Raw genomic sequence first — 23,346 nt, forward strand, 5'->3', positions numbered from 1 at the left:
TTCACGCCTGTGCCCCGCACATCCCTCTCCACACGCCTGCCAAAGCCATATTCAGGCCCTGATCCCCGCCCGGTTGCGCATGGTGTTGCGGCAAGACGGAAAAGGCCTGTTAACCATATCCTTGGACTCTTTTTCTGCCGAAAACACGGGGCAGGCAGCACCCGTCGGCAAGAAAAAGAAACGGGCGGGCGCAACCCGTGCGCCCGCCCGCCGTTTCACGCAATGAACCGCGCTGGAATCAGACCGCGCGCGCGACCATCATCTTCTTGATCTCGGCGATGGCCTTGGCCGGGTTCAGGCCCTTGGGGCACACATTCGCGCAGTTCATGATGGTGTGGCAACGATAGAGGCGGAAGGGATCTTCCAGCGCATCGAGCCGTTCGCCCGTCATTTCGTCGCGGCTGTCAGCCAGCCAGCGATAGGCCTGCAGCAGGATCGCCGGCCCGAGGAAGCGGTCGGAGTTCCACCAGTAGCTCGGGCAGGAGGTGGAGCAGCAGGCGCACAGGATGCACTCGTAAAGGCCGTCCAGCTTCGCCCGGTCTTCGGGAGACTGGGTGCGCTCCTTCAGTGCCGGCTCGGGCGTGACCGTCTGCAGCCAGGGCTTGATCGACGCATATTGCGCATAGAAATGCGTCATGTCGGGCACCAGGTCCTTCACCACATGCATGTGGGGAAGCGGCGTGATGACGACATCGCCCTTCACATCCTCGATCGCCATGGTGCAGGCCAACGTGTTGGAGCCGGCGATGTTCATGGCGCAGGAACCACAGATGCCTTCACGGCAGGAACGGCGGAAGGTGAGCGTCGGGTCGATCTCGCTCTTGATCTTGATGAGCGCGTCGAGAACCATCGGTCCGCAATCCTCCAGATCGATCTGGTAGGTATCGAAACGCGGGTTCTGCCCGTCATCCGGGCTCCAACGATAGATGCGGAAGGTCTTCAGGCGGCTGGCGCCGGCCGGGACAGGCCAGGCCTTGCCATCCTTCGAGATCCTGCTGTTCGCGGGAAGTGCAAATTCAGCCATCGGATAGTTCCTCAGTAAACCCGCGCCTTGGGCTTGATATACTCGATCTCTTCGGTGAGCGTGTAGGTGTGCACCGGGCGATAGTCGATCTTGACGTCACCGCCCTTGCCGCCCCAGCCATCGAACCAGGCGACGGTGTGCTTCATCCAGTTATCGTCATCACGGTTCGGATAATCCTCGTGCATGTGGGCGCCGCGGCTTTCCTTGCGGTTGATGGCGCCACGGATCGTGCACTGGGCCTGGACGACGAGGTTGTCGAGTTCGAGCGTCTCGATGAGGTCGGTGTTCCAGATGAGCGACCTGTCGCTCACGTCCACGTCCTGCATGCGGGCATAGACCTGGTCCATCTTCGCCACGCCCTCGGCCATCAGCTCATCAGTGCGGAACACGGCGCAATGCTTCTGCATCGTCTTCTGCATCTCGAGGCGGATGTCGGCCGTGGCCGAACCGCCCTTGGCATTACGGAAATGGTCAAGACGGGTCAGCGAGAATTCGGCCGAATCCGCAGGCAGTGGCTTGTGCGCCATGCCGGGTTTCACGATCTCGGCAATGCGGTGGCCGGTGGCGCGACCGAAGACGACAAGATCGATCAGGCTGTTCGAACCCAGGCGGTTTGCGCCATGGACGGACACGCAGGCAGCCTCGCCCACCGCGAACAGGCCCGGCACGACCGTATCCGGGTTGCCGTCCTTCAGCGTCACCACTTCGCCATGGTAGTTGGTGGGGATGCCACCCATGTTGTAGTGGACGGTCGGCACCACGGGCAGCGGCTGGCGGGTGAGGTCCACGCCGGCGAAGATCTTGCCGGTCTCGGTGATGCCCGGAAGCCGCTCGGCCAGGATCTTCGGGTCGATATGGTCGAGGTGAAGGAAGATATGATCCCCTTCCTTGCCCACGCCACGCCCTTCGCGGATTTCCATGGCCATCGACCGCGAGACGACATCGCGCGAGGCGAGATCCTTGGCCGAAGGCGCGTAACGCTCCATGAAGCGCTCGCCCTGGCTGTTGGTGAGGTAGCCGCCCTCCCCGCGCGCGCCCTCGGTGATGAGCACGCCGGCGCCGTAGATGCCGGTGGGGTGGAACTGCACGAACTCGAGATCCTGCAGCGGCAGTCCGGCGCGCAGCACCATGGCGCCGCCGTCACCCGTGCAGGTATGGGCTGAGGTGGCGGAGAAATAGCAGCGGCCATAGCCGCCTGTCGCCAGAACAACGGCGTGGCTGCGGAAGCGGTGGATGCTGCCATCGGCCATGCAGATGGCGATCACGCCACGGCATTCGCCATTTTCCATGATCAGGTCGATGGCGAAATATTCGATGTAGAAGTCAGCGTCATACTTCAGGCTCTGCTGGTAGAGCGCGTGAAGCATGGCGTGGCCGGTGCGGTCGGCTGCGGCGCAGGTGCGCTGGGCCGGCGGGCCGGCGCCCATGTTCTGCATCATCCCGCCGAAGGGGCGCTGATAGATGCGGCCTTCCTGCGTGCGGCTGAAGGGCACGCCGGCGTGCTCGAGTTCATAGACGGCGGCTGGCGCTTCACGGCACAGATATTCGATGGCATCCTGGTCGCCCAGCCAGTCGGACCCCTTGACGGTGTCGTACATGTGCCAGGTCCAGTGGTCCGGACCCATGTTGCCCAGCGCGGCGGCAATGCCGCCCTGCGCCGCCACGGTATGGCTGCGGGTGGGAAAGACCTTGGTGATGCAGGCCGTCTTCAGGCCGCTTTCGGCAATGCCCATCGTGGCCCTGAGGCCGGACCCGCCGGCGCCGACGACGATGGCGTCATAGGTGTGGTCGATGATCTTGTAGGCGTCTGCCACGGGCTCAGGCTCCGAACGCAATGGCCAGCACGGAGAAGAGCGCGACTGCTCCGGTAGCCAGGATGAAGAAATTGAGGGCGATGAGGGCGAGCAGCTTCAGCCCTTCGGTGTGCACATAATCCTCGATCATCACCTGGACGCCGAGACGGGCGTGCCAGAAGGTGGTGAGGATGAGGAGCGCGAGCGGCACCGCAACCAGCGGCTGCGCGACCCATGCCGTGACACTGCCGTGATCGAGGCCGGGAAGGGACAGGATCGAGGCGAGGAACCAGACGAGGAGGACGAAATTGCCCGCCGCCGTCACGCGCTGCAGCCACCAGTGGTGGACGCCCGACCTGGCGGACCCGAGACCCCTGACCTTCTTGAGGCCGGAAGCGCTGTCGAATTGCGTTGCCATCAGAGAAGACCCGAACCGAAGAAGACATAAGCCCAAAAGGCGGCGGTAAGGAGAATGGCGCCGACGAAGACCCAGGTGGCGGTCATCTTCGAAATGCCAAGCTCGTAGCCCCAGCCGGAATCCATAGCCAGGTGGCGGATGCCCGACATCAGGTGCTGGAAGAACATCCAGCTGAGACCGACCCAGACGACCCAGCCGAAGGGGCTGCCGGCAAAGGCGAGGAAGATATCATAAGCTTCACGCGAGGTCGCGGCGGCGGCCAGCCACCAGGCGAAGAGGAAAAGCCCGGCGAAAGCCAGCGCGTGGCCGGAAACGCGATGGAAGATGGAAGTCGCCATGTGCACCCGCCATTTCCAGATGGAGAGGTGCGGCGAAAGCGGTCTTGATGCCATGGTCCTTGCCTGGTCCTTCTGATCCCCTTTGACGCGAAACGCATTGGGCCGAATCGCGCCAGCTTGCAACAGTCGAGGCTGTCGCAGATGCCCTGCGCTGCCTCAAGTCATGGGCGAATGACTGCCATGCGGTCAGCGCATGGCATTGTCTCCACACTGGAGCAGGACAGTCCGCTCGAGCCCGGCATAGCGGTGCACGAGGCCGGCCTTGTACCCTTCATCCGCCATCATCGCCAGGAAATGCCCGCGCGACGGATAACGCACGATCAGCATCTGGTCCCAGTCGTTCAGGTCCGCATCGCCGATGAAGCAGCGCATGACCGGCCCGTCGTAAAGCACCTCGGCCCGGCTGACCGCGCCGACCGAGACGGTGAAATTATGCTGGTAGCGGGCATAGGCCTCGCGCCCGGTCGAGCCTGCATCGGGATGGCCATCGGGATAGGCGGCGCGGTCGCGGAACTTCAGCAGGTTCAGCATGACGACCGGGCCTTCGGGGCCATTGTCGCGCAGGTCGCGCACCTGCGCCGATGTCGGGTCGATGGCGCGGTTCATGTTGGCGGGCGGAAAGCTCATGCGATCTCCCTGTCCTTCAGGCGCTGATAGCTGGCGTAGCGCGGGTTATCGACGGCAAGGCGCGCAAGAACGCCCTCGCGGATCGCCGTCTGAACGGCCTTGTCCGCCGGGTCGGCCCGGCCGTCGCGCAGCGCCTCGCACAGGGCCTTTGCCCCGCCGAGGGGCGCAAGCGCGCGGGCTTCGGCGGTGTCGGGGTCCTGCTGCATTTCGCGGGCGACGATGGAAAGCGTGTTGGCCGCCACCTTGGCATGGAAGGCAAGCCGCCCCTGAAGCGCGCCCTCGGCCTCTTTCAGGAACAGTTGCACCGCCTCGATCAGCTGCTGTGCGGTCGGATGGCTCATCACAGGTCTCCGAAGGCAATGAGATAGGACAGATCGGCGGCAACCTCGCTCACCCTGCGCCCGATGACGGCGCGCTCGACAGAGGGCACGCGGCCCGAGACATGATCGTCGGCCAGTTGCAGGCAGCTCATGCCCCATTTGAGGTTGCCATAGACCTCCCAGACGTGAAGCTCCTCGTCCGTGATGGTCCCGCCGGCGGCGCGATAGGCTTCGAGCAGGGCTTCGCGGGTGCCGAAGCCGCCAACGGGCTTTTCCCACTTGCCGAAGCGCCAGGCCTGGGCGCACAGCCAGCCGAGATCCTCGCCAGGCACGGACAGATGCGTCAGCTCCCAGTCGATCACGGCGGCAAGGCCTTCAGGCGTGATCAGCAGATTGCCCGAGCGGAAATCGCCATGCACGAGACAGGTCGCCGGGGTCTGCGGCATGCGGGGCTTCAGGAAGGCAAAGGCCAGGTCGAAGGCCGGCACATCCACGCCGATGCGGCGATAGACTTCGAAGCTGCGCTCCAGAAGCCCGGCCCCGCTGCCGCCAACGAGCGGCAGGTCATTCCAGTGGGTGACAGGCGCCGAATGCAGCCGCGCCAGCGCCTCGGCGCATTGCATGGTGAGCTTCTCGCGGGCGGCGGCATAGTCCGGCTGGCGCAACCAGCGCGGCGCCAGCGCCTCGCCCGGCATCATGCGCGTGACGACTGCATCGCCCAGCCCGTCTTCGGGTCTTGCCACGGCGACAACGGGGGCAACGGGCACGCCCAGCGCGCCTGCCCGCGTCGCGACCTCTGCCTGCACCCAGCGTGGCAGGCTCGTATGCTCGGCGCTGGCCGTGCGCTGGAAGATCAGCCGCTCGATGCCGCAGCCCTTTTCCACCTCAACCTGCCAGGTCGCGCTGGATGCCCCGCCTGAAAGCTGCAGCACCTCTCCCAGCTCGACATCGGCGCCCAGTCCGCGCCCGACAAGACGGGCAAGCGCCGTCTTTCCTTCACACTTTGCCGGATCCAGCATCTTGCCAAGCTCCGTCTGCACTGATTTCTCGTCTGCCATGCGACAATCTCCTAAGGCCCAGCCGCCCATCGACAAAGCGGACAGATTGGCTAGCCCCGCGCGCCCGGTTTCCCCGAGCCATCGGACAGGCAGGCCATGAGCCCGCTTGTCGAGGCGCTGGCCGCCGCCCTGCTGCTCGCCAATGTCTGGCTCGTGGCGCGCCGGTCGCTATGGAACTATGCCTTCGCGCTCGCTGCCGTCAGCCTTTATGCTGCCGTCTTTCTCGATGCGCGCCTCTACGCAGCCTTCGGCCTGCAGCTCATCTTTCTCGCGCTCAACATCTATGGCCTTGCCAGCTGGCGCGCCGCGCGCAGCGGCAGCGGCCCCGTTGCCGTGTCGCATCTGACGCCGTGGTGGATTCTTGTCAGCCTTGCGGCAATCCTCGTGCTTGCCTTCGGAATCGGGCAGATGCTTGCCGCCACCACCGATGCCGAGGCTCCTTTCTGGGACAGCCTGAACACGTCAGCCGCGCTCTGCGCCCAATGGTGGCAGGCGCGGCGCAAGGTCGAAAGCTGGGGCTTCTGGCTATTGGTCAATATCAGCTCGACCGGGCTTTACGCGATGCAGGGGCTGTGGTTCACCGCCGCCGTCTATGCCGTGCTGCTGGCCATGGCGCTGCACGGCTGGCGCAGCTGGAACAGTGCGGCAAATCAAACCGGGCAGACAGGATTGGGGTGATGCTGAAAGTGGTTCTGTCTGGTGTCGAATCGACCGGCAAGTCGACCCTCGCGGCCGAGCTCGCCGCGCATTACGGCGGCATATTGGTGCCGGAATTCGGCCGCACCTATACGGAATGGCTCCGGCGTGACCTCGCGCTCGAGGATCATTACGCCATTGCCGAGGGCCACGCCCTCGATGCGGACCAGGCCGCGGCCAGAAATCCGCCCCTGCTGCTGGAGGATACGGACATCATCATGACGACCGCCTGGGCCACCATGCTGTTCGGAGAGCGGGATCCGGTGCTGGCGCGCCGCCCCAGCAAGGCAGACCTGCATCTTCTGTTCCTGCCCGATGTCCCCTTCGTGCAGGATTCTGTGCGGATGTTCGGCGACGAGAAAGAGCGCCAGCGCTTCCACGCCATCGTGGTGGCCGAGTTCGAGGCACGCGGCACGCCCTACACATCCATCGGCGGCAGCTTTGCGTCCCGCAGGGCGCAGGCGATGCAGGCAATAGAGGCGCGGCTGTGAGCGGCCATCTCGCCACCCTGCCCTGCACCCGCGCCGAGGCCGATGCCGCAGCGCTTGCAGACGAGCCTTTCCCCGGATTCGAGCCGGCCCCAACCCTTGTCGCGGCCGAAACGGATTCCGGCTGGGAGCTGCAACTCTACACCGAAAGCCTGCCCGAAGCCGGGCTTCTGGCGGCCTTTGCAGCGCTTGCGCCTTCGTCGGGCGCGCAGCCGGCCGTATCGGCCCTGCCGGACACGGACTGGGTGACGCTTTCGCAGGCCGGGCTCGAACCTGTCGACATCGGCCGCGTCCATGTCCACACGGTCGAACAGGCCGGCCGGCACCGGCCCGGCCAGTGGCCAGTGCGGATCGATGCCGGCCTTGCCTTCGGCACCGGCCAGCATGCAACGACATCGGGCTGCGTGGCCGCCGCCGCCCGGCTCGCCCGCCGCCACCGGGCGCGCACGATCCTCGATGTCGGCACGGGCTCGGGCCTTCTGGCCTTTGTTGCCCATCGGCTTCACCCCCGGGCTCGAATCACCGCTTCCGATCTCGACGCCATTGCCGTGGAGGTTGCGCGGGACAATGCGCGCCTGAACAATGTGCCGCGCGGACGCAGGCCGGGCATGATCAGCCTGCTGGCGGCGCCCGGTGTCGAACATGCGCTGATTGCCGCGCGCGCGCCCTATGACCTTGTGTTCGCCAACATCCTCGCCGGCCCGCTGGTGGCGCTTGCCCCGTCCGTTTCGGCTGTCGTGGCGCGTGGCGGGCACCTGATCCTCGCCGGGCTGCTCCAGCCCCAGGCGCGGCGGGTCATTGCGGCCTACAGCGCGCGCGGCCTTCGCCTCGTCCAGCGATCTGCCAATGCGGAATGGCCGGTGCTCGTCTTCCGCAAGACGGGGCCGTCCAGCCGCCGTGCCGCCTTGCGCGGGGCAAGGCGTGAAACCGCCAACCGCGGCTGGCAGATCGACACGCTCTGAATAGCGCGGGCTGAATAGCGCGGGCTGAATAGCGCGGGTGGCTGTTCAGCCTTCGCCCAGGATCGACAGCCATTCGGCCTCGTCGATCACGCGCACGCCCAGGGCTTCGGCCTTCGCCCGCTTCGAGCCGGCATCCCGCCCGGCGACGAGGATGTCGGTCTTGGCGGAAACGCTGCCCGACACCCGCGCGCCCAGCGCCTCGGCCCGCGCCTTGGCTTCATCGCGGCTCATCCGCTCCAGCGTTCCGGTGAACACCATGGTCTTGCCCGATACGGGTGATTCAGCCGTTTCCAGCCGCACCTCCCCGGGGGTCATTTCGGCAAGCAGGTCGTGCACCAGCTCACGGTTGTGCGGCTCGGCCCAGAAATCCCGGAGCGCGGCCGCCACTTCCGGTCCCACCCCTGCCACACCGACTATCTCCGCCAGGCCGGCGCGCAGGCGTTTGCGGTATTTCTCGTCCGTCTCGCCAAGGGCGGGCTCGGGGGCATGGTCCACGAGCTGCCGCAACAGGGCCTCCACGGCATTCCACTTGCCATAGGCGCGGGCGATGTCGCGCGCCGTCACTTCGCCCACATGGCGGATGCCCAGCGCGAACAGGAAGCGATCCAGACCCACGTCCCGGCCGGCCTCGATGCTGGCCAGCAGGTTCGCGACCGATTTCTCCTTCCACCCCTCCCGCTCGAGCAGCGCGTCGGCATGCGCCTTCAGGCGGAAGATGTCGGCCGGGTTGGCGATCCAGCCAAGGTCCAGAAACTCTTCCAGAGTCTTGCCGCCTAGGCCTTCGATATCGACCGCCCTGCGGGAGACGAAGTGGCGCAACCGCTCGAACCGCTGCGCCGGGCAGATCAGCCCGCCCGTGCAGCGCCGAACCGCCTCACCATCTTCCCGAACGGCGGCGCTGCCGCACTCGGGGCAATGATCGGGAAAGGCAAAGTCCGTCCGGGCGGCATGCGCTTGCCTGTCCCCCACCCAGCCCAGCACCTGCGGAATCACATCGCCGGCGCGCTGCACCTCCACCATGTCCCCGATGCGAAGATCGCGGCGGCGGATTTCGTCCTCGTTGTGCAGCGTGGCGTTGGTGACGACAACGCCACCCACTGTCACCGGCTTCAGCCGGGCAACCGGGGTCAGCGCACCGGTTCGCCCGACCTGAATGTCGATCGCCAGCAGCTCTGTCCGCGCACGCTCGGCCGGAAACTTGTGCGCCATGGCCCAGCGGGGGTGGCGGGCCACCTGGCCCAGCCGTTCCTGCCAGTCCAGCCGGTCCACCTTGGAAACAAGGCCGTCAATATCGTAACCGAGCGTCGGCCGCGCTTCCTGCAGGCGCCGCCATGCCTCCATCACACCCGCCATTCCCTCGACACGGGTGAAACTGTCGGAAACCGGAAAGCCCCAGCCTTTCAGGCGCATCATCGCCGCATGCTGGGTCTCGCCAAGGGAAGCGGAAACCTCCCCCCAGCCATGGGCGAAGAAGCCCAGCGGGCGGCTTTCGGTTACCGACGGGTCGGTCTGGCGCAGCGAGCCGGCTGCGGCGTTGCGCGGGTTGGCGAAGCTGCGCTGCCCGCGCGCCGCCTGAGCTGCGTTGAGGGCGGTGAAGGCGTCCCAGCCGAGGTAGATTTCACCCCGCACCTCGCAGACATCGGGCGCATCATCCGGCAAATGTTTCGGAATGTCGGCAACCGTCAGGGCGTTGGCCGTCACATCCTCGCCCTCGGCGCCGTCGCCGCGCGTGGCAGCCGATACCAGCCTGCGCCCTTCGTAGCGCAGGGACAGGGAAAGGCCGTCGATCTTCGCCTCGGCCGTGAACATGATGGCGTCACCGGCTTCGAGCCCGAGGAAGCGCCGCACACGCGCCTCGAACTCATGGGCGTCTTCCTCGGTGAAGCCATTGTCGAGGCTGAGCATCGGGCGGGCATGACGGATCTTCGCAAAGCCCGCAGCCGGTGCAGCACCCACGGCGCGGGATGGCGAATCAGGCCGCACCAGGTGGGGAAAGCGGGCTTCCAGCGCGGCATTTTCGGCCACAAGATCGTCGAATTCCGCATCGGAAATCGCCGGCGCGTCTTCCTGATAGTAAAGCCGGCTGTATTCGGCGATCAGCCGCGCAAGCGCCTCCAGCCGTGCTGCCGCCGCTTCTTCGCTCATTCCACCATCACCCCAGTCCATTCCGCAGGCCCTAGCAGCCGCTGGCGCATTCCGGGAAGGGCGGAAGGGCTCCAGGGATGATCGCCCGCCATCAGCCCTGTGCTTTTCATGCGCCGGCTGGCCGAATGGATCGCCACGGCTCCCTCCTTCACAAGGGCGGTGCGATCCAGAAGGCGCCAGCGTGGCGCGCATCGCGATTCGTCCGGGCCACGACCATGGGGCTGCATATCCTCCGGTGCGATCACAAGATCGGCCGTGGCGCAGGCGCGAGCCAGCGCATCGGGGTGAATGGGTGCACCGGTCAACGCCAGCAGCCGGAAGTCACCTTCCAGTTCGACAAGGCAGCCCGCCTCCGTGCAGCGCGCGCCCGGCAGCTGGTGCAGGCGGCGCGCCGCGGGGGCGCCTGTCGCCTCGGCCCAGATTTTGGGCACGAAGCCGCCGCGATGGGCGCGCAGCATGTGAAGCTGGCCGCCCTGCACCACCCCCACCTGCCGCCCATCCGGGCTGACGAGAATATCGGGGCGCGGCGTCAGAAGAAGCAGGCCGGTCGCCGCCATCAGCGGCGGCAGGCCAAGAAGCCGCAGGCGGCCGCCTAGAAGGGCGGCAAGAAGCCCGCCCGCCAGGAACAGCCCATGGGCCAGGGGCGGCGCCGCCGGAAGGGAAAGGGTTGCCCCGGGCCAAGCAGCGACTTCGCGCGCAATCCACGCCAGAAGCCCGATCGCCGGCTTCAGCACCCATATGGCAAGACCTTCGAGGCCAAGGCCGGCCAGAAGCAGGAAAACGCCCAGCAAGGGCATGATGACAAGGCTGGTGAGCGGAATGGCCAGCAGATTGGCAAACACGCCATAGACCCCGGCGCGGCCGAAATGGGCAAGGGCGATGGGCGTCAGCACCAGTTCGATGGCAAGCCCGGTCACTAGAAGGCCGACCACCAGCCGGCCGAAGCGCAGCAGGCCGCCTTCGTCGGGGCGCGGCCGCAGCCATTGGCCCAGCGGCGATGTGGCCAGCACGACAAGGGTCAGGACAGCCGCGAAGCTCAGCTGGAAACTCGCCCCCATCATCGCCTCGGGCCGGGTAAGAAGAATGAGGGTGGCGGCAAAGGCCAGAAGCCGGGGCGACAATGGATCCCGCCCCAGCATCATGGCAAAAAGTACCACCCAGGCCATGATCGCGGCCCGAACGGCCGGCACATCGGCCCCCGACAAAAGCGCATAGCCCGTGCCGGCGACGCCCGCGAGGATGGCGGCCGCGCGCGGCACGGAAACACGCAGCGCAAACCATGGCCAAAGCCCCAGCAGCCGGCGCGCAATGAACAGCACGCCGCCAACCAGAACGCCGACATGAAACCCCGAAACCGTGAGCAGATGGGCGAGGCCGGAAATGCGGATCGCCTCGATCAGCGCCGGGCTGACCCGTCCCTGATCGCCCACCACCAGCGCCACGGCCACGGCGCCCGCATCCCCACCCACCCGTTCATCGAGAAAGGCCGAAAGCCTGGCGCGCGTGCCCGCCAGCATGGCGCCGCCACCGGCAGGCGGGGATAGCAGGCGCGGCGGCTCCAGCAGGCGCCCCGACGCCGAAACCCCCTCGAACCAGGCGCGCCGCGCCGGATCATGGGCGCCGGGGATCGCGGGGCCGGGCACGGGGCCAAGCACCGCCCTGACAGCGATTCGCGCGCCCGGCTGCACGGCTTCGTCAAGCGGACCATTCCAGCCGAGCCGGATCAGGACAGGCGGGTCGATGTCGGTCGCGTCGCGCTGCAGCAGGATTCGCCTCTGCGCACCGCCGGCATGAATCTGCACAGCCTTCACCTCCCCTTCCATCCAGGCGGCCGAGAGGCGATGGTGCAGCACGGGGCTGGCCATGTCGGCGGCGCGATAATCCGCCGCCAGCAGGCCAAGCGCGACAAGCAGCCCCGCCAGCACGACCTGCCGGCGTGGCCCGCTACCAAGGGAAAGGCCAGCAAGAGCCGTGGCCAGTGCCGCAAGCAGCGCCGCCTGACGCCAGGCATTGAGCGGCAGATGGAACCAGAGGGCGATTCCCGCACCGAGCAGCACCGGCACGAACAGCACCCATCGCCCCTGCTGCTGCACAAGCAGGGCGGCGAAAGCCTGCCGCCATCCAGGGCCACCTGTTGCGGATGATGACACGGATGCGAAAGAATTTTGCCCCGCGCGCGCGAAGCTGCTAGCCACCGCGCGCATTTCAAACCGGGTCCCGGCCCGGAAACGCGCCCTCTGTCACCTGTTTCTCGCCAACAATGGGCCGACCCGGCCCCAGCTTTCGGACCCTTTGATGCAGCATGCAAGCGACTTTGCCGGCCTGAAGCCTCCCGTCACCCGCTTCGCGCCTTCGCCCACCGGCTACCTGCACATCGGCGGCGCGCGCACCGCCCTCTTCAACTATCTCTACGCCCGGCACCATGGCGGCACCTTCCTGCTGCGCATCGAGGACACGGACCGCGCCCGTTCCACCGATGACGCCATCGCCAAGATCCTCGATGGCCTGCACTGGCTCGGCCTCGACCCGGATCGCCCGCCGATGTTCCAGTTCGCCCGCGCCGATCGCCATGCCGAAGTGGCGAACTCGCTTCTCGAGGCCGGCAAGGCCTATCGCTGCTACGCCACGCCCGCAGAGCTGGAAGAGATGCGGGCCGAACAGAAGGAAAAGGGCCTGCCCCAGCGCTATGACGGCCGCTGGAGGAACCGGACGGACTGGCCCGAAGGCAAGCCCTATGCAGTGCGGCTGAAGGCCCCGCATGATGGCGAGACCGTGCTCGAGGACCAGGTGCAGGGCCGTGTCGTGCAGCAGAACAGCGAGCTTGATGATTTCATCCTGCTGCGTTCGGATGGCACGCCCACCTACATGCTGGCGGTCGTTGTCGATGACCATGACATGGGGATCACCCATGTCATCCGTGGCGACGACCATCTCACCAACAGCTTCCGTCAGTTGGCCCTGATCCGCGCGCTGGGCTGGCCGGAGCCGGTCCATGCCCATGTGCCGATGATCCACGGGCCGGATGGCGCCAAGCTGTCGAAGCGCCATGGCGCGCTTGGTGTCGAGGCCTATCGCGACGAGATGGGCATCCTTCCCGAAGCGCTGGAAAACTATCTGCTGCGCCTCGGCTGGTCGCACGGCGATACCGAACTCATCACGCGCGAAGAGGCCATCCGGCTTTTCGATCTCGACGGGGTCGGCCGCTCGCCCGGGCGCTTCGACCTGAAGAAGCTGGAAAGCGTCAACGCCCATTACATCAGGCAGGCGGACAATGCCCGCCTTGCGGGGCTTGTGGAATCGCGCATGGCGGCGTCTCTCGGCCGCGCGCTCGACGACCGGGACCGTGACCTGCTGCTTCGCAGCATGGACGAACTGAAGCCTCGTGCGAAAAACCTCAATGACTTGGCGGATTCGGGGCTGTTTCTCCTTCGCAAACGCCCCTTGGCCGTGGACGAGGCAGCAAAAAAGTTGCTAGACGCAAGCGGCAAAAATCTGCTGGCAGAGGCACGCGCCGCGCTGGCCGGGCTTCCCCTGTTCGAACGGGAAGCGCTGGAAGCGTCGGCAAAGGCCGTGGCCGAGCGTGCGGGCGTGGGTCTTGGCAAGGTTGCGGGGCCGCTTCGCGCTGCGCTCACCGGCCAGTCCAGCAGCCCGAGCGTGTTCGCCATCATGGCGACGCTCGGAAAGGATGAAAGCCTCGGGCGCATCGACGATGCACTCGGGGCCTGAGAAGACAGCGGTGCAGGAATATACAGGAAGGTATTGCGCATGAGTGGACAGGCAAGGATGACCCTCGGAGACAAGACACTGGATCTTCCGGTGCTTGATGGAAGCATCGGGCCGCAGGTCGTCGATATCCGGAAGCTCTACGGGCAGACGGGCGCCTTCACCTATGACCCCGGCTTCACGTCCACGGCATCCTGCCAGTCCGCCATCACCTATATCGACGGCGACGAGGGCACGCTGCTCCATCGCGGCTATCCCATCGACCAGCTGGCCGAGAAATCCACCTTCCTCGAAGTGGCCTATCTGCTGACGAAGGGCGAGCTGCCCACCAAGACCCAGCTCGACGAGTACAGCTACACCATCACCCGCCACACGATGGTGCATGAGCAGCTGCTGCACCTCTACCGGGGCTTCCGCCGCGATGCGCACCCGATGGCGATCATGTGCGGCGTGGTCGGCGCCCTGTCTGCCTTCTACCATGATTCGACCGACATCGACGATCCGCACCAGCGCATGGTGGCCAGCCACCGCCTGATCGCCAAGATGCCGACGATCGCGGCCATGGCCTATAAATATTCCATCGGCCAGCCCTTCATCTATCCGGACAACAGCCTGTCCTACACCGGCAATTTCCTGCGCATGACCTTCGGCGTTCCGGCCGAGGACTATGTTGTCGACCCGGTGATCGAACGCGCGATGGACCGGATCTTCATCCTCCACGCCGATCACGAGCAGAACGCCTCCACCTCCACGGTGCGTCTGGCCGGCTCCTCGGGCGCCAATCCCTTCGCCTGCATCGCCGCCGGCATTGCCTGCCTGTGGGGCCCCGCCCATGGTGGCGCCAACGAGGCCGCGCTCAACATGCTGCGCGAAATCGGCACGGTCGACCGCATTCCCGAGTTCATCGCCCGCGCGAAGGACAAGAATGATCCGTTCCGCCTGATGGGCTTCGGCCACCGGGTCTACAAGAATTACGACCCGCGCGCGAAGGTGATGCAGCAGACCGCGAACGAAGTGCTCGCCAAGCTCGGCGTCTCCGACCCGATCTTCGACGTCGCGCGCGAACTTGAGCGGATCGCCCTGTCCGACGAATATTTCGTCGAGAAGAAGCTCTATCCGAACGTCGATTTCTATTCCGGCATCATCCTGTCGGCCATCGGCTTCCCGACATCCATGTTCACCGTGCTGTTCGCCCTGGCGCGCACCGTGGGCTGGGTGGCCCAGTGGAACGAGATGATCGGCGATCCCGAGCAGAAGATCGGCCGCCCCCGCCAGCTCTACACCGGCGCACCCCGCCGCGATTATGTGGGGATCGACAAGCGCTGAGCCGAGCTGACCGGCTGTCCCGTCCTACGGCAAGCAACGTCAGGAAGGCCCGGGTGCGCCAGCAAGGCCGCACCCGGGCCTTTTCCGTTCCCCCCAACCCGTCCGCGGCGCAAGGGGAAGGCGCCGGCCGTCAGGCGGCCTCGTTGGCAGGGGCCTTCAGCCCCATGCGCTTCATCTTCTCCACCAGCGTGGTTCGCTTCAGGCCCAGCATTCGCGCCGATCCGGCAATCGTCCCGCCGCTTGCTTCCAGCGCCTGTGCGATGAGGGCCGCTTCCGCCTCGGCCATCAGGGCCTTCAGCTGGAAACCCGGCAGCCCCTCCCCCGGAAAGCCGGCCAGGGCCATCGGCCGCACCGGTGCCTGCATGGTCTGGGGCGGGCCTTGCAGCCATGTGTCCATGGGGCGACGGCGCGGGTTCAGCACCCGTTCGACGGCCACTGCGTCCAGCCTTGTTTCCCCGAGGGCAAGGGCGCGCTCGACCATATTACGAAGCTCCCGCAGGTTGCCGGGCCACGCATGGGCCGCAAGCGCCGCACACCCACAGGCGGTCAACTGCGGCGCCGTTTCCCCGCTGCGGCTGGCGAAATGGGCGACAAGCTCGGGGATATCCTCCGTCCGCGCAGCGAGCGGGGGTATCTCCATCCACAGCACGGCCAGACGCCAGTAGAGATCCTCCCGGAAAGTCCGGCTGGCGACGGCGTCCTCCAGATCGACATGCGTGGCCGCGATCACCCGGATATCCACCGGAACGGGCCTGCCTCCACCCAGGCGCTCCACCTCCCGCGTTTCAAGGACGCGCAGCAGCTTGACCTGCAGCGGCAGCGGCAGGTCGCCCACTTCATCTAGGAAAAGCGTGCCGCCATGGGCGGCCTCGATCCGGCCGATGCGCGCGCGCGTGGCGCCGGTGAAGGCCCCGGCCTCCGCCCCGAACAGTTCGGCTTCGGCAAGATCCGCCGGAATGGCGCCGCAGTTCACCGCCTCGAACCGGCCGCCGGCCCGCCCAGAGCTGGCATGGAGCGCCCGTGCCGCATTTTCCTTGCCGCTGCCTGTCGGCCCCGTCAGCAGCACCGTCACATCACGCGGGGCAAGCTGCGCAATCCTGTCCCGCAGGCAGGACATGGCGGCCGATCGTCCGATCAGGGCATCCGAAATCCGCGCCCTGCCCCCTTTGCGGAATAATGGCTCCTCACCCATGCAACCCTCTTGTCGGCAATTCATGGTTTTCCGACCCATTTTTGCCTTTCCCCTTTGGGGCTGCCCGCAGGCCTGCGCGGTTGACCTTTGCGCAAGCCCGGCGCAACAGCCTCACCGGGGTCGGCCCATGGCATGGCATGGCTGAAGCGGAAGTTTCAGCACCGTCATGTCCGTTCTGGAACAATGGTGCGGCGCGGAAGGGCGCCATTCCGCACAGGTTCCGGAATTACGCTACAGGTTAACAGGTTAAGGGCCGTCAACATGCGCTATCATCATGCATCCGATATGGACGCTTCGGCACATCGGCCGTTGCGCATTCTCGCTGCCGGCAGCGGATTTGATCCATCAGGCCTCAGCCACCACATGCTGCATCTGGCCGGAAACGCGCTTGCACAGGCGCTGTCGGATATCCAGCCCGACCTGCTGATCCTCGACGCGGCACGCGCGGACGCGGCGCTGGACCATAGTCTGTCCCTGCCCGGGAATGCCGGGCTTCCGATCCTGCTGCTGGTCAGGCCGGAAGATGCTGAAGCCGCAGGGCTGCTTCTGGGCCATCGGATTCACCTGCTCGATGCGCCGGCCGATTCCGCAACGCTGGCAAGGGCCGTGGAGGATCTGGCGCAGCCGCTTTCCGCTGCTGATGGCAGCCGCGGTTTCGACCCTGAATCGCGCATTGCCGCCCTCAGGCGCGATGCCGAACGGGTTGCGGCGGCGCTGGCCGAACTGGCGGGCGAACGCCCGGCCGGAACCGGTCGCCCCGTCGATGCGGCGCGCGTGCGCGCCCATATCCGCGCCCGCCGCCTGCGCGACCGCTTTTTCGATTCCACCCTTTTCGCCGACCCGGGCTGGGACATGCTGCTCGACCTGTTCGCCGCGCGCCTCGAAGGCCGGCGGGTCAGCGTTTCCAGCCTGTGCATAGCGGCGGCAGTGCCGACGACCACGGCGCTTCGCTGGATCAAGACGATGGTGGATCGCGGGCTTTTCCTGCGCGAAAGCGATCCTTCGGATGCGCGCCGCGCCTTCATCACCCTGGCCCCGGCAACCGCCGCCGCCATGGAAGCCTGCCTCGAAGCGGTGCTCAACCATCCGGGTCAATAGGTTGCGGCGGGCGAAAATTCCGGCAAGGCTGCCATCGGGAGGATCATGATGCGAACACTGGCGATCATCGGCTCTGGGCCGGCAGGTTTCTACACGGCTGAAGCAGCCCTCAAGGCGATGGGGGATGACATCCGCATCGACATCATCGACCGGCTGCCGACGCCTTATGGCCTCATCCGCGCCGGGGTCGCGCCGGATCACCAGTCGATCAAGGCCGTATCGCGCCGCTATGATGCCGTGGCGAAGGATCCGCGCGTCTGCTTCGTGGGCCATGTGACGGTCGGCAAGGATGTCTCGATCGCCGAACTGCTCGACCTCTATGACGATGTCGTGCTGGCAACCGGCGCCCCGCATGACCGGCCGCTCGGCATTCCAGGCGAGGAACTTGCCGGCGTGATGGGCTCGTCCGCCTTCGTCGGCTGGTATAATGGCCATCCCGATCATGCCGCGCTTGCCCCGCCGCTCGACGCGGAAACGGCCGTCATCATCGGCAATGGCAATGTCGCCATCGACTGCGCCCGCATCCTCGCCAAGACCGTGCAGGAACTGCAGGACAGCGACATCGTGAACCATGCGCTCGACCCGCTGTCGCGATCGTCCATCCGCGCCATCCACATCATGGGCAGGCGTGGCCCGCACCAGGCAAGCTTCACGCTGAAGGAAGTGGGCGAACTTGGCGAACTGGAGCGCGCCACGCCACTGGTTCGCACAGAGGATTTCCCGCCCGCCGATGCCGATTCGACGCTGGAAACCGGCCAGCGCCGCGTGGTGGAAGTGCTGCGCCGCTATGCCGGACAGGGGCCGGACAAGAGCCGCCCGGTCACGATTTCGCTCGACTTCTTCCTGCGCCCGCTCCGGATTCTGGGCGACGGCCGTGTTGAAGCCATCGAATTGATGCGCACACGCCTCGATGACGAAGGCCGGGCCGTCGACACGGGCGAAACCCTCACCCTGCCCTGCGGGCTGGTGGTGTCCGCCATCGGCTACCGTACCGACCCCATCCCCGATGTGCCGTTCGACGAGCGCCTCGGGCGATTCGCCAATGAGGACGGGCTGATCCGTCCGGGCCTGTGGTGTGTTGGCTGGGCGCGACGCGGGCCGACAGGCACCATCGGCACCAACAGGCCCGACGGCATCGCGATGGCGGAGCGGATCGCCGGCACGCCGGAACGCCATGCCGCAGACCAGCCAGGCGATTCAGCGGAAAACAGAGCGCGGAAGGGGCTGGATGCCCTGCTTACGGCGCGCGGTATCGAGCCGACCTGCTTTTCCGACTGGCAGCGCCTCGATGCCGCCGAAGTCGCCCGTGCGCGGGCAGGCGCGCCACGGGAAAAGATCGTCACCCTCGATGAAATGCGCGCACTGGTGGCCGGAGAAGCACAAGCCTGAGAAAAGACGGCAAATCCGCTTGACGCAAGCGGCCTGCGGGACTATCCCGCCGCCTCGGTCCGGGGAATAGCTCAGCCTGGTAGAGCACTGTCTTCGGGAGGCAGGGGCCGGAGGTTCGAATCCTCTTTCCCCGACCATTTGACCAGATGGTTGGAAACAATGGCCCCCGTGCTTCCGAGCACGGGGGCCTTGTTTTATCCGCAGTCCCTTGAGCGCCACGCCTCATTCGATAGCGAGACCCTCGAACCGGCCCGAATTGCGCCAGTCGTCGATGTAGCGGAAAAAGGCCACCGGCCCTGCCGGATAACCGACGGCATAGACAGAGCGCGGGTCGGCAGCGGCTCCCTCATTGTTGTAGTAGCCGGGCGTGCAGTCGGGCGCGGCGCCAGCCATCATGCCCGGCGCGGTCAGCAGCAACTTCACCCAGGCATCCTGCGCCTCGGCGGTCGCTTCCACCCGGCTAGCCCCCACCGCACGCGCGTGGGACATGATGGCGGCGATGGTGTCCCCGGCATCCGTCCAGTTGTGCGGCACGTTCACGATGAAATTCGCGGCCTGGGTGAACTGGACGATGTAGGCATTGGGGAAACCATGCACATGCAAGCCATGGAAGGTGCGCATGCCATCGGCCCAGGCTTCGGAAAGCCGCCGCCCACCCACGCCGGCAATGTCGAACCCGGCCCGGCGCTCATGCGCGGTGCCCACCTCGAAGCCCGAGGCATAGATGATGCAATCCACCTCATAATGCTTGCCGGCCACGGTGAAGCCTGTCTCGTCGATGCTTTCCACGCCCTTGCCATCGGTATCGATCAGATGGGTGTTCGGCCGGTTGAAGGACTGGAGATAGGCGTCATGGAAGCAGGGCCGCTTGCAGAGCTGGCGATACCAGGCTTTCAGCTTTTCAGCCGTCTCCCTGTCTTCCACCAGCGCCTCGGCGCGGGCGTGGATTTCCGCCATCTTCCTCAGATCGGCATCCTCATAGGCCCGCATCATCCCTTCCGGGGTGAACTCCTCGGGCGGCAGGCCGGCAATCTGATCGCGGATGCGACGGGTCAGTTCGGTCCAGCCGTCCTGCACCAGGTCTTCGCCGGGCGGCGGCCCCATGCCGACATTCTGGGCGAAATTCTCCAGCCACCGCTTCTGCCAGCCGGGCGTCGCGATGTCGGCAAACCATTGCGGATCGATGGGGGCGTTGGCGCGCACGTCAATCGAGGACGGGGTGCGCTGCACCACGTAAAGTGCGCCCGCCGCCTTCGAGAGGTGCGGCACGCACTGCACCGCAGTCGCCCCCGTGCCGATGATGGCGACGCGCTTGTCGGCAAGGCGATCCATCGGCGCGCCATGCTCGTCGCCACCGGTATACTCGTAATCCCAGCGGCTGGTGTGAAAGCTGTGGCCCTTGAAACGCTCGATGCCCGGAATGCCCGGCAGCTTGGGCACGTGCAGCGGCCCGGTGCCCATGCCAATGTGATCGGCCGTGAAGCAATCGCCCCGGTCGGTGGTGATCACCCAGACATTGCGGTCCTCGTCCCACCGCATGTCGGTGACGCGGGTGTGGAACAGTGCCTTTTCATAAAGGCCGAAGGTGCGGCCGATGCGGCGCGACTGCTCCAGGATTTCGGAGGCATGGGCATATTTCTCGGTTGGCACATGGCCGGTTTCCTCGAGCAGCGGCATGTAGATGAGCGAAGCCGTATCGCACTGCGCGCCGGGGTAGCGGTTCCAGTACCAGGTGCCGCCGAAATCCCCCGCCTTGTCGATGATCCGAACATCGGTGATCCCCGCCTGCGCCAACCGCGCCCCGACACAAAGGCCGGCAAAGCCACCGCCCACCATGGCGAAATGCACATGATCGGTAACGGGCGGCCGTTCACGCCGGGGTGTGTAGGGGTCTTCCAGATAATGGGCGAACTGCCCGCTCGTCTCCAGATACTGGTCATTGCCATCCGGCCGGAGCCGTTTGTCCCGCTCGGCGCGGTAGCGCGCGAGAATGGCGTCCTTGTCGAGCGTATCCTTGTCGAGCGTATCCGCTGTCGTGCTCATGAATATGTCTCCCTCTCGGGGCGACAGGCTAGACAAGTCGCGGGCCGGGAATAGCTGGCAATTTATCGCGTCAGCGGCACCCCCTTCGCCGCGGCCGGGGCGGTCCGTCCAAGGTTGACAGCAAGGCCGCAAACTGGCCTTTTCCAAGGGAAAATCCGGAACGCCTCCGGCTTGCCAGTGCTGAAGAGGAGCAGACGATGGCCTACAAGGTAAGCGAGATCGAGGGCATCGGCCCGAAATATTCCGAAAAGCTGGATGCGGCGGGCATTCGCACCACCGATGACCTTCTGAAGGCATGCGGAAGCCGCAAGGGTCGTGAGGATACCGCTGAAAAAACCGGCTTTTCGACCGCACAGCTGCTCAAATGGGCAAATATGGCCGATCTGATGCGCGTTTCCGGAATTGGCGAGGAATATTCGGAACTGCTCGAAGCCGCCGGGGTCGATACGGTTCGGGAGCTTGCCACCCGCAATGCGGAGAATCTCGCGGCGAAGATGAAAGAGGTGAACGAGGAGAAGAAGCTCACCCGCGCGCTTCCGGCGGCCAGCCAGGTCCAGAAATGGATCGATCAGGCCAAGACCATGGAGCCCGCCATCACCCACTGATCACGGACATGGCAGCCGGCGTTGCCGGCTGCGGAAACGATAAGGGCGGAAATGTAAAAAAGGCCGGGGCGGCAACTGCCACCCCGGCCTTTTTCCTGTCTTCCGCCTGCCGGCTCAGCTCGGGCGACGCGCCTTTTTCGGGCCGGCGCCGGGATGCTTCTGCCGGAAGGGCTTGCCCTGCGGCCTGCCCTCTCCACGGCTTTCGCGGCCTTGCGGCCCGCGTTCGCCCATTGGCGCCCAGTCACCCTGATGCGGCTTGCGGGCTACCGGCTTTCCATGGCGGCGGCCGCCTTCGGGCGTCGAGCGGGGCGCGGGGTGGCCCGCATGGCCGCCCATGTCATCGCCTTCGGCCAGTTCAATCCGGATGCCATTCTCGTCCTCGCCATCGGGCCTTGCGGTTCTGGCGACAGCATCGAGGAAACGACCGGCGATGGCGCGCGGAATCTGGAAACGGGTTTCGCCATTGCCGATCCGGATGGCGCCGATCTCGCTCTTGGTCACATGACCCCTGCGACACAGCAGCGGCAGGACCCAGCGCGGGTCGGCATTGTGGCGACGGCCGATGTTCATGCTCAGCCAGACACAATCTTCGAAACCCTGCCGGTGGCCGGCCGGCCCGCGCTCCGCGACGCTGTTGACCGCCAGCTCCTCGGGCTGCGGCATGCGGGCCCGATGGGCACGAACCAGCGCCGCGGCAATGTCTTCCGGGCTCTTCTTTGCCAGCAGTTCCGCGGCGAGCGCATGATCCTCGGCCTCGGTTTCCACCGGCTCCATCAGCGCTTCGAGAAGGCGCGCATGATCCTTTTCCCGGATCATGGCGGGCGTCGGGGCCTCCACCCAGGCGAGATCGATGCGCGCGCCCCGCAGCATCCCCTCGACACGGCGGCGGCGCGGATAAGGCACCACCAGCACAGCCGTGCCCTTGCGGCCCGCCCGGCCCGTACGGCCGGAACGGTGCTGCAGGGTTTCCGCATCGCGCGGAATTTCGACGTGAATCACGAGCCCGAGCGACGGCAGGTCGATGCCGCGCGCGGCGACATCCGTGGCGACGCAGACACGGGCACGGCGATCACGCAGGGCCTGCAAGGCATTGTTGCGCTCGCTCTGGCTGTGCTCGCCCGAAAGCGCCACGGCGTCGAAGCCACGCTCGACCAGCGTGGCGTGCAGGCGGCGCACATTATCCCGCGTGGCGCAGAAGAGCATCGCGGTTTCCGCCTCGTGATAGCGAAGCAGGTTGACCACTGCGGCCTCGATGTCGGCCGGGGCAACGGCGACGGCCTGATAGCTGATGTCGCCATGGCCGCGATCCTGCCCGATGGTCGCGATGCGGAAGGCGTTGCGCTGGTAACGCCCGGCCAGCGCCAGGATGGGGCGCGGCATGGTGGCGGAAAACAACAGGGTTCGCCGCTCGGGCGGCGTCGAATCGAGGATTTCCTCGAGGTCTTCGCGGAAACCCATGTCCAGCATTTCATCGGCTTCATCCAGAACCGCCACACGCAGGTCAGAAAGCAGAAGCGCCCCGCGCTCGAGATGGTCGCGCAGGCGGCCGGGCGTTCCGACCACGATATGGGCGCCCTGGTTCAGCATCCGCCGTTCGCGCATGGCGTCCATGCCGCCAACACAGGTGACGATGCGCGCGCCAGTCGGCTCATAGAGCCACATCAGCTCGCGGCTGACCTGAAGGGCGAGTTCCCGCGTCGGGGCGATCACCAGCGCCAGGGGCCCGCCTGCACGGGGAAGCTGGCCGGTTTCGCCCAGAAGCTCGCCCGCCATGGCAAGGCCGAAGGCGACAGTCTTGCCGGAGCCGGTCTGGGCCGAGACGATGAGATCGCGGCCGAGTGCTTCTTCAGCACAGACGGCGGACTGGACAGGCGTGAGATCGGTATAGCCGCGCGCGGCAAGGGAATCTGCCAGCGGCAGCGGAAGATCGGAAAAAAGCATGGGCCTCACAGAAATATACGCCGGCCAAGTAAAATCGCCGGCGGCTTCGGGACGGAACGGTGCGGTCTGGCATGAGCAATGCCGCACTGGCGAAACCTGAGCAGGCAGGGCCAGAAAGCCCGGCGGCAAGCCCGATTCGCCGCAGCCGCTTCATCCCGGG

At 66.2% G+C, this 23,346-nt stretch carries 20 protein-coding genes and 1 tRNA gene; 9 read left to right on the forward strand and 12 right to left on the reverse strand.

The genetic code is table 11. The annotated features are described in order from the left end of the window. Positions 1-238: 238 nt before the first annotated feature. The 7 genes from ACUJ46_RS07080 to ACUJ46_RS07110 all read right to left on the reverse strand — a co-directional run bounded on the left by ACUJ46_RS07080 (position 239) and on the right by ACUJ46_RS07110 (position 5,578). Positions 239-1,024, reverse strand: a complete 786-nt coding sequence (locus tag ACUJ46_RS07080) for a succinate dehydrogenase iron-sulfur subunit (RefSeq protein WP_445389767.1) — start codon at positions 1,022-1,024, stop codon at positions 239-241. 11 nt (positions 1,025-1,035) lie between these two features. Next, positions 1,036-2,838 (reverse strand): succinate dehydrogenase flavoprotein subunit, encoded by a 1,803-nt coding sequence (gene sdhA / locus ACUJ46_RS07085; RefSeq protein ID WP_445389768.1) that lies wholly within the window; start codon positions 2,836-2,838, stop codon positions 1,036-1,038. Between the two features lie 4 nt (positions 2,839-2,842). Further along, positions 2,843-3,235 (reverse strand): succinate dehydrogenase, hydrophobic membrane anchor protein, encoded by a 393-nt coding sequence (gene sdhD / locus ACUJ46_RS07090; protein ID WP_445389769.1) that lies wholly within the window; start codon positions 3,233-3,235, stop codon positions 2,843-2,845. After that, positions 3,235-3,627 carry a succinate dehydrogenase, cytochrome b556 subunit gene (sdhC, locus tag ACUJ46_RS07095; protein ID WP_445389770.1) on the reverse strand — a complete coding sequence of 131 codons (393 nt, stop codon included), beginning with the start codon at positions 3,625-3,627 and terminating at the stop codon, positions 3,235-3,237. The genes sdhD and sdhC overlap by 1 nt, the downstream gene beginning before the upstream one ends. A 132-nt stretch (positions 3,628-3,759) precedes the next feature. Then, positions 3,760-4,200 carry a DUF1330 domain-containing protein gene (locus ACUJ46_RS07100; protein ID WP_445389771.1) on the reverse strand — a complete coding sequence of 147 codons (441 nt, stop codon included), beginning with the start codon at positions 4,198-4,200 and terminating at the stop codon, positions 3,760-3,762. Continuing rightward, on the reverse strand, positions 4,197-4,541 hold the full coding sequence (locus ACUJ46_RS07105) for a DUF6285 domain-containing protein (RefSeq protein WP_445389772.1): 345 nt from the start codon (positions 4,539-4,541) through the stop codon (positions 4,197-4,199). The genes ACUJ46_RS07100 and ACUJ46_RS07105 overlap by 4 nt, the downstream gene beginning before the upstream one ends. Next, positions 4,541-5,578: a phosphotransferase family protein gene (locus ACUJ46_RS07110; protein WP_445389773.1), complete on the reverse strand. Its 1,038-nt coding sequence runs from the start codon at positions 5,576-5,578 to the stop codon at positions 4,541-4,543. The genes ACUJ46_RS07105 and ACUJ46_RS07110 overlap by 1 nt, the downstream gene beginning before the upstream one ends. Before the next feature lie 96 nt (positions 5,579-5,674). On the opposite strand from ACUJ46_RS07110, the gene pnuC reads away from it, so the two are divergent. Genes pnuC through ACUJ46_RS07125 form a run of 3 tightly spaced genes read left to right on the forward strand, consistent with a single transcriptional unit; the run spans position 5,675 to position 7,724 of the window. Continuing rightward, entirely contained in the window at positions 5,675-6,256 is a 582-nt protein-coding gene (gene pnuC / locus ACUJ46_RS07115; RefSeq protein WP_445389774.1) for a nicotinamide riboside transporter PnuC, read from the forward strand. Next, on the forward strand, positions 6,256-6,765 hold the full coding sequence (locus ACUJ46_RS07120; protein ID WP_445389775.1) for an AAA family ATPase: 510 nt from the start codon (positions 6,256-6,258) through the stop codon (positions 6,763-6,765). The genes pnuC and ACUJ46_RS07120 overlap by 1 nt, the downstream gene beginning before the upstream one ends. Next, on the forward strand, positions 6,762-7,724 hold the full coding sequence (locus tag ACUJ46_RS07125; RefSeq protein ID WP_445389776.1) for a 50S ribosomal protein L11 methyltransferase: 963 nt from the start codon (positions 6,762-6,764) through the stop codon (positions 7,722-7,724). The genes ACUJ46_RS07120 and ACUJ46_RS07125 overlap by 4 nt, the downstream gene beginning before the upstream one ends. A gap of 45 nt (positions 7,725-7,769) precedes the next feature. On the opposite strand, the gene ligA is transcribed toward ACUJ46_RS07125, so the two are convergent. Both ligA and ACUJ46_RS07135 read right to left on the reverse strand, forming a co-directional pair. Then, positions 7,770-9,869: an NAD-dependent DNA ligase LigA gene (gene ligA, locus ACUJ46_RS07130; protein WP_445389777.1), complete on the reverse strand. Its 2,100-nt coding sequence runs from the start codon at positions 9,867-9,869 to the stop codon at positions 7,770-7,772. Then, positions 9,866-11,941, reverse strand: coding sequence for a ComEC/Rec2 family competence protein (locus ACUJ46_RS07135; RefSeq protein WP_445389778.1), 2,076 nt, complete (start codon positions 11,939-11,941; stop codon positions 9,866-9,868). Before ACUJ46_RS07135 ends, ligA begins: the two co-directional genes overlap by 4 nt. A 223-nt stretch (positions 11,942-12,164) precedes the next feature. Here ACUJ46_RS07135 and gltX point away from each other — a divergent pair, with 223 nt between their 5' ends. Together gltX and ACUJ46_RS07145 are read left to right on the forward strand one after the other, a co-directional pair. After that, the gene (gene gltX, locus ACUJ46_RS07140) at positions 12,165-13,595 is read left to right on the forward strand and encodes a glutamate--tRNA ligase (protein WP_445389779.1); all 1,431 of its coding nucleotides are present in this window, start codon (positions 12,165-12,167) and stop codon (positions 13,593-13,595) included. A 39-nt stretch (positions 13,596-13,634) separates the two neighbouring features. Beyond that, entirely contained in the window at positions 13,635-14,918 is a 1,284-nt protein-coding gene (locus ACUJ46_RS07145; protein WP_445389780.1) for a citrate synthase, read from the forward strand. A 130-nt stretch (positions 14,919-15,048) separates the two neighbouring features. Here the strand turns inward: ACUJ46_RS07145 and ACUJ46_RS07150 are convergent, their stop codons facing one another. After that, positions 15,049-16,110 carry a sigma-54 interaction domain-containing protein gene (locus ACUJ46_RS07150; protein WP_445389781.1) on the reverse strand — a complete coding sequence of 354 codons (1,062 nt, stop codon included), beginning with the start codon at positions 16,108-16,110 and terminating at the stop codon, positions 15,049-15,051. Positions 16,111-16,419: 309 nt separating this feature from the next. Here ACUJ46_RS07150 and ACUJ46_RS07155 point away from each other — a divergent pair, with 309 nt between their 5' ends. The 3 genes from ACUJ46_RS07155 (at position 16,420) to ACUJ46_RS07165 (ending at position 18,734) form a co-directional block, all read left to right on the forward strand. Then, the gene (locus ACUJ46_RS07155; RefSeq protein WP_445389782.1) at positions 16,420-17,208 is read left to right on the forward strand and encodes a hypothetical protein; all 789 of its coding nucleotides are present in this window, start codon (positions 16,420-16,422) and stop codon (positions 17,206-17,208) included. Between the two features lie 48 nt (positions 17,209-17,256). Further along, on the forward strand, positions 17,257-18,597 hold the full coding sequence (locus ACUJ46_RS07160) for an FAD-dependent oxidoreductase (protein ID WP_445390141.1): 1,341 nt from the start codon (positions 17,257-17,259) through the stop codon (positions 18,595-18,597). 60 nt (positions 18,598-18,657) lie between these two features. Beyond that, positions 18,658-18,734 (forward strand) — tRNA-Pro (locus ACUJ46_RS07165). Positions 18,735-18,819: 85 nt separating this feature from the next. Here the strand turns inward: ACUJ46_RS07165 and ACUJ46_RS07170 are convergent. After that, complete coding sequence (locus tag ACUJ46_RS07170) at positions 18,820-20,640, reverse strand: flavin-containing monooxygenase (protein WP_445389783.1); 1,821 nt, start codon at positions 20,638-20,640, stop codon at positions 18,820-18,822. A 197-nt stretch (positions 20,641-20,837) separates the two neighbouring features. On the opposite strand from ACUJ46_RS07170, the gene ACUJ46_RS07175 reads away from it, so the two are divergent. After that, entirely contained in the window at positions 20,838-21,245 is a 408-nt protein-coding gene (locus tag ACUJ46_RS07175) for a DUF4332 domain-containing protein (protein ID WP_445389784.1), read from the forward strand. Between the two features lie 114 nt (positions 21,246-21,359). Here the strand turns inward: ACUJ46_RS07175 and ACUJ46_RS07180 are convergent, their stop codons facing one another. Continuing rightward, a complete protein-coding gene (locus ACUJ46_RS07180) occupies positions 21,360-23,186 on the reverse strand; it encodes a DEAD/DEAH box helicase (protein WP_445389785.1) in 1,827 nt (608 codons plus the stop codon). Positions 23,187-23,346 lie beyond the last annotated feature (160 nt).

Source organism: Sandaracinobacteroides sp. A072 (genome assembly GCF_052616365.1).